The sequence below is a fragment of the Curtobacterium sp. GD1 genome (assembly GCF_020882855.1).
Taxonomy (GTDB): Bacteria; Actinomycetota; Actinomycetes; order Actinomycetales; family Microbacteriaceae; genus Curtobacterium.
The window spans coordinates 1-8,477 of record NZ_JAFEVQ010000054.1; the positions used below are offsets into that span (position 1 = coordinate 1).

Sequence of the window (8,477 nt, forward strand, 5' to 3'; positions counted from 1 at the left end):
GCCCCACTGCCCGGGCGACACCTGCTCCCACCCGCACGACTCGATGCGGTCGAGCGGGACCCGCACGAGGGGGATCCGCGTCCACGTCGAGGTCAGCCGGAGGCCGCGTCGATCGACCGTGCACTCGACCCGCGCGAGCACCGCCACCGCGATCCCGGCGAGGACGAGCAGCCCGCCCGACACCGCGGCCGCGCCGATGTCGGCGGACGCGGACGCGGACGCGGTGGCCCAGGCCGCGACGACGCCGCCGACGACGAGGACCACGCCGAGCCCCGCGAACCAGGGGCTGCCGACCCGTGCACGCCAGGCGACCCGGGCGTCCGTCGGGACGTCCAACGGAGGGACGTCGTGCGCGGGGACCGGCGCTGCCGTCCGGACGAGCGCGATCGTCGGCGGCACCGCCACGGCGACACCGACCGCGAGCGTGAGGACGGCCCACCACACCGGGAACGTCGGGTCGTCGACGCGGTTCACGATCGCCTCGGCGATCCACGCGGTCGCGACGGACCCGCTCAGGAGGTTCGCCACCAGCAGCAGGGTCGCCCACGTCCGGCGGTCGCTGCGTCCGAGCGCCACCACCGCGAGTCCAGCGGCGACCAGGGCCACCACGAGGGACCCCCAGAAGAACGGCCACGGCGACCCCCAGGCGTCGGCGACACCGTCCGCGCCGAAGTGCGTCGCCACCCGTGCTGGCAGCGCGGGTCCGAGCACGAGTGCCGTGACGACCAGCGCGACGGCCACCGCCGCGCTCGGTGCCACTACGGCCAGTCGTGCGCCGGTCCCCATCGTCCGAGTCGTCATCGTGCCCCCTTGATCATCGCGTACAGGTCGTCGAGCGGGACCCCGAGGGTCTCCGCCTGCTCACGGAGCTCCACCACCAGCGACCGCAGCCGGTCGAACGACGCGTTGCCCGACCGCAGCACCGTGGCACCGCGGCCCCGGCGCAGCTCGATGAGCCCGTCGTCCTGCAGCTGGGCGTAGGCGCGCAGCACCGTGTGCATGTTGACGTCGACGGCGGCCGCGAGTTCGCGCGCGGACGGAAGCCGCTCGCCGTTCCGGAACTCGCCGCGGGCGATCGCGTGCCGGATCTGGGCGGCCACCTGGTCCGCAAGCGATGCCCGCGCTCCGGGGTCGACGGTGATCAACATGTTTGCATTGTATGCGAACAATCCAGTCCGTGCCGACAGTGGTCCGTCCGGATAGCGCGGGCTGGGTGTCCGGTCCACGTGGGCTGTCCGGCACGCGCGTACCGTCGCTGGAGAAGACGGCATCGATCCGCGTCCTCCCGACGCTCCGATGGCACCTCCTTGACCCTGAGGCCGTTCTGGACGTCGGCATCCACGAGGCCGAGGCGGAGCCGGGCTCGCGAGCAGGGAGCACGCCATGAGCAGCCAGGAACTGAGCAGCTACGAGTCGAACGCCGACGTCCAGCCGGTGCGGGTGACCACGTACCGACACCTCCGACGGGCAACACGCCGCGGTTGGGCGGTCCCCGTCGAGTCCGAGCCGTCGCTCGCCGACCTCGTCGGGGAACGATCGCCTGGTGGTCCGGAGCGACGGTGATCCCCGCGGCGGACCGGCCGCCGGCGGAGTCCTCGACCGCGGAGGTCCGTCGGACCTCCGTCCGGGAAGTCCTCCAGAGCGGCACCGACCCCGATGAAGCACTCGAGTTCTACCGCGGCGTGTACGACGGCCACGACATGGCCTTCGCCCCCTCCTCGTCGCCGTTCGGCTTCCGCTACCGCGCCACCGGGGACGGTCGCCTGAGCCTCCGCACGTCGTCGGTGTCCGCCGCTCGGTCCGGATTCCTCGCACCCGAACGGCAGTACCTGCTGGCGTGGTCGGTCGAGGGCGGCATCGTGGTGGACGACGACGTGCTCCTGCGCGCCGGCGTGCCCGTGATGTACCCGGCCGGACGCCCCTTCCACGTCTCGGCACCGGCAGGGACGAAGCACCTCGTGCACTTCGACGCGGACTTCCTCGAGGCCGTCGCGGTCGTGGGGACCGACGCCGCCCCCGTGCCCCTCGCCTTCCCCGTGACCGTGTCCGCGGAACGCCTCGCGCCGCTGCAGGCCGTGCTGCGCGAGGTCGCCCGTCCGCTGCTCGACGTCGCCGTGGTCGACGCCGACCGGGCCGCGCTCGACCTGCGGCTCGCCGAGGCGGTACTCGGCGCCTTCCGCTCCGATGCCGACCGCCGGGGGGCCGCTGCGCCCGCCGGGACGGTCGAACGTGCGAAGGCGTTCATGTACGCGCACTTCGACCGGACCATCGCCGCCACCGACATCGCCGCCGCGGCCGAGGTCAGCGTCCGGACCCTGCAGGAGGGGTTCCAACGGCGCGAGGGCAGCACCCCGATGGCGTACCTCCGCGACCTGCGCCTCGAGAAGGCCCGCCTCGGCCTGCAGCTCGCGGACCCCCGCGAGACCTCCGTGGCCACAGTCGCGCACTCCTGCGGCTTCCGGCACATGGGGCGCTTCTCGGGGTCGTACTTCTCGATGTACGGCGAGTACCCGGGGGACACCCTCCGCGGTCGGAGACGACTCATCGCCGCCGCGGATATCGTCGGGTGATGCCACCAGAGACGCGTCCCGTCGTCACCGACGACACCGAGTTCGCCGTCCGCGGCGCGGGCGCTCCCGTCCTCGTCGTGCACGGCACCCCCGGCGGGATCGACGTCGCCGAGATCATGGCGCGGTTCCTGCCGTCCGCCGACTTCCGTGTCGTCACGCTCTCACGTCCCGGGTACCTCGGCACCCGGGTCCGACCCGGTCACGACTCGCTCGACGACGAGGCCGATCGGTACGCCGAGGTCCTCGACGCGCTCGGCATCGACCGCGTGGCGGTGCTCGCCTGGTCGGGCGGAGCCCCTGCCGCCTACCGGTTCGCCGTCCGCCACCCCGAGCGGGTCGACTCCCTCGTCGTGGCGGCCGGACTGACCGGTCCCTGGACGCCCCCGGAGGTCTCCGCACCGGAGCGCCTGGTCGGCGGCACCCTCCTCGGCGCCGCGCTCGCCCGGGCCGCCGCGCGACTGGTGCCCGGCGTCGTCGTGCGCCTCGCGGTCTCGGGCGTGAGCTCCCTGCGCGGTCGACGGCTCCGCGAGCACGTCCGCGGGATCCTGCGCGACCCGGAGCGTCGCACGTTCCTGCTCGACCTCGCCCGCACCGGCAACACCGCGGGCCCGCACCGTGCCGGGTGGGAAGCCGACGTCCGGAACCTCGGCGCGGTCACCGACCTCGATCTCGGAGCCGTCCGTGCCCCGACACTGCTGCTGCACGGTGACGCGGACGTCGACGTCCCGCCGTCCAACAGCGTCCGGGCGGCGGACGAGGTCCCGGGCGCGGAGCTCCTCGTCCTGCCCGGCGGCACCCACTTCGCGCTCTGGGACCACCCGGACGCCAGCGCCGTGCAGGACCGGGTGCGGGCCCACCTGCGGCTCACTCGCCCCTGACCCGCAGGACCTCGAGCAGGACGTCGAGTGCGCGATCGAGCTGCGGCAGCGTCAGCGCGCCGTAGCCCAGGACGATCCCCGCCGGTGCGCTCCCCGGCGACACCTCGTACTCCTCCAGCGCGCTCACCAGCACACCGGACCGCGCCATCCGGGCGACCACGTCGCGCCCCGCCGCCCGACCCGACCACGTCAGGACCGCGTGTAGCCCGCCGTCCAGGGCACGCGCCTCCAGGCCTGCGACCGCTGCGACACGCGTCGCGACCCGCTCCCGTCGGTGCGTGTAGTCCCGGCGCACGCGGCCGAGGTGGCGGCGGAGGGCGCCCGTGCGGAGGAGGTGCGCGAGCGCGACCTGCACGGGCTCCGCCACCACGGGTCCGCGAGCGAGCCGCGAGGCGGCCACGGCCTCGTGCACCGGCCCCGGTGGCAGGACCACGTAGCTGCAGCGCAGCCGTGGATCGAGGGTCTTCGAGAACCCGCCGACGTGCACCACGACGCCCGTCGCGTCGAGTGCCGCCAGTGCCGGGACGGGGGAGCCGCGGTGCCGGAACTCCGAGTCGTAGTCGTCCTCGACCACGACCGCCCCGGTGCGCGTCGCCCAGTCGAGCAGGCGGAGCCGTCGTGCCACCGGCATCACCGAGCCGAGCGGGTACTGGTGCGTCGGTGTGACGACGACCGCGTCCACCGGGCCGATGCGGCCGAGGACGTCCACGTTGACGCCGTCGCCGTCCACCGGGACACCCACGAGGGTTGCCCCGGCGCTCGTCATCGCCCGACGTCCGGAGCGGTAGCCGGGATCCTCCACGGCGACGACCGGCGCCCGACCCAGGCGATTCCGGAGTCCCTCGGTGACGAGCGAGAGCGCCTCGGCCGTGCCGGCGGTGACCACGACCCGGCCGATCTCCGGGGCGAACCCGCGAGCGAGGCCGAGCTGGGCAGCGATCTGCGCGCGGAGCTCCGGGAGGCCGGCCGGGTCGGACAGGGCGTTGCGGAGCGGGGCGTCCGCAGCGGCGCGCCAGGCGGCCCGCCAGTCGCGGGCGGCGATCGCCGTCACCGCGGGGATCCCGGGGCGGGCGTCGAGGAGGTCCGCGCCGGTACCCGCCGCGCCGTCCGCGTGCCCGTCCGTGCGCCCCGTCGCGTCGCGCGCAGCGTGCTCGGTGGGCCAGCGGCCCGCACCGACCCCCGCCGCCACCCGCGCCACCGCACCCTGCCGCGTCCGGATCCACCCCTCGCCGTCGAGTTGCTCGTACGCCGCGACCACCGTCCCCCGCGCCACCCCCAGCTCGGCCGCGAGGACGCGGGTCGACGGCACTGCGTCCCCGGCCACCAGCGTCCCGTCCTGCACCATCGCCCGGACGCGCGCGACGACCCCGGCGGTCTTCCCGAACTGGTCCACCTGAGCACACCCGATCTGGTCCACGAACCGGACCGGTCCTGACCCTAGCGTTGCCCGCATGCGCACCACGAGCCTCCCGTCCGACCCCGCCGTACCGTCGCTTGCCGTCCGCCGCCTCCGCGACCGCCAGTCCCACGACCCCGCCGACCTCGACGCGATCCTCGCCGAGGCGATCGTCGCGCACGTCGGCTTCGTCCGCGACGGACACCCGCTCGTCCTGCCGTTCCTCTGCGGCGTCGGCGACCTCGGCGCCGGCCCCGTCCTGCTCCTGCACGGCTCGACCGGCGGCGGTCTCTTCCTCGACGCCGGCGCCGCGGGAGTCCCCGTCAGCGCCACGGTGACCCACGTCGACGGCCTGGTGTTCGCACGCTCGACCTTCGACAGCTCCGCGAACTACCGCAGCGCCGTGGTCGTCGGCAACGCCACCGTGGTGCCGGACGACCTGCGGACCGAGGCGCTCTGGCAGGTCGCCGACCACCTCATGCCCGGACGCCGCGACGAGGTCCGCGAGATGACCGCCAAGGAGGTCCGTGCCACCCAGGTCCTCCAGCTGCCCCTCGAGCACGCGAGCGTGAAGATCCGCGCCGCCGGCGTCGGCGAGGCTGTCGACGACGCCGAGGACCACGCGGTCTGGGCGGGCGTCCTCCCGCTCGCGGTCACCGCGGGGGCGCCGCTCCCGGGGGACATCTCGGGGGACGCGCCGGTCGAAGAGTCGGTGCGCGCCCTGGCGGCCCGCCTCGACGACCTGGCACGGGCTCGGGAGGGGCGGATCGCCGCCGTCATGCGGCCCACCCCCGCCTGAGCCGCGTCCGGAGCGGTGCGGGCCGGTTCTGAACGGGCTGCGAGGAACGCCCGAGCCTGTGACGAACTGCAGGAACCCGCGGCGAGTGCCCAGCGGGGCCCAGGTTCGTGACCAATACGTTATCTTCCCGAGTCGCCTCGTCATCTGCTCGGGCCGGCTCGTCCGACCCGGAAGGAACCATGGGACGCCACGCACTGCCCGCAGCCCCCGACGGCGCGGCCACCACCGAAGCCGTCGAACTGCGCCGTCCCCGCGGACGTCGTTCCGCGTTCGGCCCCGCCGTGGCCCGCTCGACCTTCGTGGAGCACGAGAAGCCGGCGCGCAGCGTGTCCCTGTCGAACACTCGCCCGGTCGCCTCGACGGCCGTCGCCGGAGCGGCCGTGCTGTCCCGGTCCGCAGCGCTCCGAGCCGAACGGGCGGTCGACCCGCGGCACGTCCGCCGGGCTGCCAACGCGAAGCGCGCAGCGGTGCTCCTCGCGCCCGCACTGGCCATCACCTCGAGCCTGACGCTCGCGGTCCCGGCGAACGCCGCGACCCCGTCGACCGACGCGCACCACGGGACGACCACCTCGCAGCACACGCAGACCTACACCGTCGCCCGGGACGTCGAGGTCCCCGTGGTGTCGACCGACGGCATGACGACGACCACGACCGTGGTGTCCTACCCGACGATCGTGACGAAGTTCGGCGTCAGCACCCAGCAGGCGGAGGACGCGATCTCGAAGATCCTCTCCGCCGGTGGCGACCGGGCGACCGTGGTCTCCACCGCCCTGCAGTACATGGGCGACCCGTACGTCGAGGGCGGCGCGAGCCACGAGGGCATCGACTGCTCCGGCTTGACGATGGTCGCGTACGCGGCCGTCGGGATCCCGCTCGTGCACTACGTCCCGACGCAGGACGCCGCCGCGACGACGATCCCGGAGTCCGAGGCGCAGCCCGGCGACCTCGTCGTGTACGACAACGAGGACCACGTCGGCATCTTCCTCGGCGACGGACTGGTCCTCCAGGCGCCGCACCCCGGCGCGGTCGTCGACATCGTGCCGATGTACTCGGCGGCGCACCACTTCGCCCGGGTGCTCCCCGCCGGCAGCTGACCGGCACCCGCGGGGCGTCGTCGTCCCGTAAACTGGAGTGATGGCCTCCGAGACCCGCACCCCCTTCGAAGAGCAGCGCTCTGCTCGTCCGCAGGTGCGTCCGCGCACCGAGGGCTGGACGCAGGCCACCGGGACCGACGGCCGGCCGCTGCTGCAGTTCGCGTCCCCGAAGCGTGGCAAGCCGCCCGTGCACCTCGCCGACATGACGGTCGCCGAGCGCGAGGCGAAGGTCGTCGAGCTGGGGCTGCCGAAGTTCCGCGCCAAGCAGCTCTCGACCCACTACTTCACGCACTACACGTCCGACCCCGCGCAGATGACCGACCTGCCGGCCGCCCAGCGTGAGGAACTCGTGGCGGGCATGCTCCCGCCCCTCCTCACCGAGACCCGTCGTCTGGCGACGGACAAGGGCGACACGATCAAGTTCCTCTGGAAGCTCCACGACGGGGCGCTGGTCGAGTCGGTGCTCATGCGGTACCCGGGGCGCATCACGCTCTGTGTCTCGTCCCAGGCGGGGTGCGGGATGAACTGCCCGTTCTGCGCGACCGGGCAGGCCGGGCTCACCCGGAACATGTCCACAGCCGAGATCATCGAGCAGATCGTCCGTGCCAACGCCGCCATCGCCGCGGGGGAGCTCGGCGGTGATCCCCGCAAGGGCGGGAAGGACCGCGTCGACGCCGAACGCGTGACGAACATCGTGTTCATGGGCATGGGGGAGCCGCTCGCGAACTACAAGCGCGTGATGGACGCCGTCCGGATCATGGTCGCGCCGCAACCCAACGGTCTCGGCATGAGCGCCCGCGGCATCACCGTGTCGACCGTGGGGCTCGTCCCCGCGATCAACAAGCTCGCCGACGAGGACATCCCCGTCACCTTCGCGCTCTCCCTGCACGCGCCCGACGACGAACTCCGCGACGAGCTCATCCCGGTGAACTCGAAGTGGAAGGCGGACGAGGCGATCGACGCCGCCCACAACTACTTCGTCAAGACGGGCCGACGTGTCTCGATCGAGTACGCGCTCATCAAGGACATGAACGACCACGCGTGGCGTGCCGACCTGCTCGCCGAGAAGCTGAACAAGCGCGGCAAGGGGTGGGTGCACGTGAACCCCATCCCGCTCAACCCGACGCCCGGCTCGGTCTGGACCTCGTCCGAGGTCCACGTGCAGGACGAGTTCGTCCGCCGACTCAACGCCGCGGGCATCCCGACGACCCTGCGCGACACCCGCGGCAAGGAGATCGACGGTGCGTGCGGACAGTTGGCTGCGGCCGAGTAGGTCGGTCCGGTTCGGTCCGGTTCGGGCCGATTCGGTTCGTTCGGGAGGCACGGTGCGGGTTCGCACCGTGCCTTCCGTCGTTCCCGGCGCAGGTCGGCACTGCCCGCACCGCGCGATCCGCGTGTTTCCGGGCCTCGCAGAGCCGACACGCCCGGGATGTGGCCCGGGTTGGTGCTGCCGTTCACCTCTGCGTAAAGTAATCACTCGTTGCCGCTGAGGCGGAGAACGGAACGGCCGAGACGGTCACCTGGTCACAGACCCGGAGATCTTGTCCACCACGGTTCTTCCCCGGGCAACGAAAGCCAAAAGCCTCTCTGGCGGAACCTCTTTCGGGGTCGAGTGGGGAGTGCGTCTGGTCCTTGAGAACTCAACAGCGTGCACATTGTCAATGCCAATTTATTGACCCCGTGACTCATCAGTTTGCTGGTGGGTTCGGAGACAATTCCTTTTGGATTGAAGATTGTCAG

Annotated in this window: 9 protein-coding genes; 6 read left to right on the forward strand and 3 right to left on the reverse strand. The window is 72.9% G+C overall.

What is annotated here, in order from left to right:
• On the reverse strand, positions 1-801 hold an 801-nt coding region (locus JSX79_RS17775; RefSeq protein ID WP_229087514.1), incomplete at its 3' end, for a DUF1648 domain-containing protein.
• Complete coding sequence (locus JSX79_RS17780) at positions 798-1,148, reverse strand: GntR family transcriptional regulator (protein WP_070416454.1); 351 nt, start codon at positions 1,146-1,148, stop codon at positions 798-800. The genes JSX79_RS17780 and JSX79_RS17775, both read right to left, overlap by 4 nt.
• A gap of 235 nt (positions 1,149-1,383) precedes the next feature.
• On the opposite strand from JSX79_RS17780, the gene JSX79_RS17785 reads away from it, so the two are divergent.
• From JSX79_RS17785 to JSX79_RS17795, 3 genes are read left to right on the forward strand one after another with little or no spacing between them, the layout of a single operon-like run.
• Positions 1,384-1,563, forward strand: coding sequence for a hypothetical protein (locus tag JSX79_RS17785; protein WP_070416453.1), 180 nt, complete (start codon positions 1,384-1,386; stop codon positions 1,561-1,563).
• Positions 1,560-2,570: a helix-turn-helix domain-containing protein gene (locus tag JSX79_RS18805; protein ID WP_229087516.1), complete on the forward strand. Its 1,011-nt coding sequence runs from the start codon at positions 1,560-1,562 to the stop codon at positions 2,568-2,570. Before JSX79_RS17785 ends, JSX79_RS18805 begins: the two co-directional genes overlap by 4 nt.
• The gene (locus JSX79_RS17795) at positions 2,570-3,448 is read left to right on the forward strand and encodes an alpha/beta fold hydrolase (RefSeq protein WP_229087518.1); all 879 of its coding nucleotides are present in this window, start codon (positions 2,570-2,572) and stop codon (positions 3,446-3,448) included. Before JSX79_RS18805 ends, JSX79_RS17795 begins: the two co-directional genes overlap by 1 nt.
• Here the strand turns inward: JSX79_RS17795 and JSX79_RS17800 are convergent.
• Positions 3,435-4,841, reverse strand: a complete 1,407-nt coding sequence (locus JSX79_RS17800) for a PLP-dependent aminotransferase family protein (RefSeq protein ID WP_229087520.1) — start codon at positions 4,839-4,841, stop codon at positions 3,435-3,437. The genes JSX79_RS17795 and JSX79_RS17800 overlap by 14 nt on opposite strands.
• Positions 4,842-4,899: 58 nt before the next feature.
• On the opposite strand from JSX79_RS17800, the gene JSX79_RS17805 reads away from it, so the two are divergent.
• The 3 genes from JSX79_RS17805 (at position 4,900) to rlmN (ending at position 8,010) form a co-directional block, all read left to right on the forward strand.
• Entirely contained in the window at positions 4,900-5,643 is a 744-nt protein-coding gene (locus JSX79_RS17805) for a pyridoxamine 5'-phosphate oxidase family protein (RefSeq protein ID WP_229087522.1), read from the forward strand.
• Positions 5,644-5,822: 179 nt separating this feature from the next.
• On the forward strand, positions 5,823-6,737 hold the full coding sequence (locus JSX79_RS17810) for a C40 family peptidase (RefSeq protein ID WP_071295487.1): 915 nt from the start codon (positions 5,823-5,825) through the stop codon (positions 6,735-6,737).
• A gap of 40 nt (positions 6,738-6,777) precedes the next feature.
• On the forward strand, positions 6,778-8,010 hold the full coding sequence (gene rlmN, locus JSX79_RS17815; protein ID WP_070416448.1) for a 23S rRNA (adenine(2503)-C(2))-methyltransferase RlmN: 1,233 nt from the start codon (positions 6,778-6,780) through the stop codon (positions 8,008-8,010).
• Positions 8,011-8,477 lie beyond the last annotated feature (467 nt).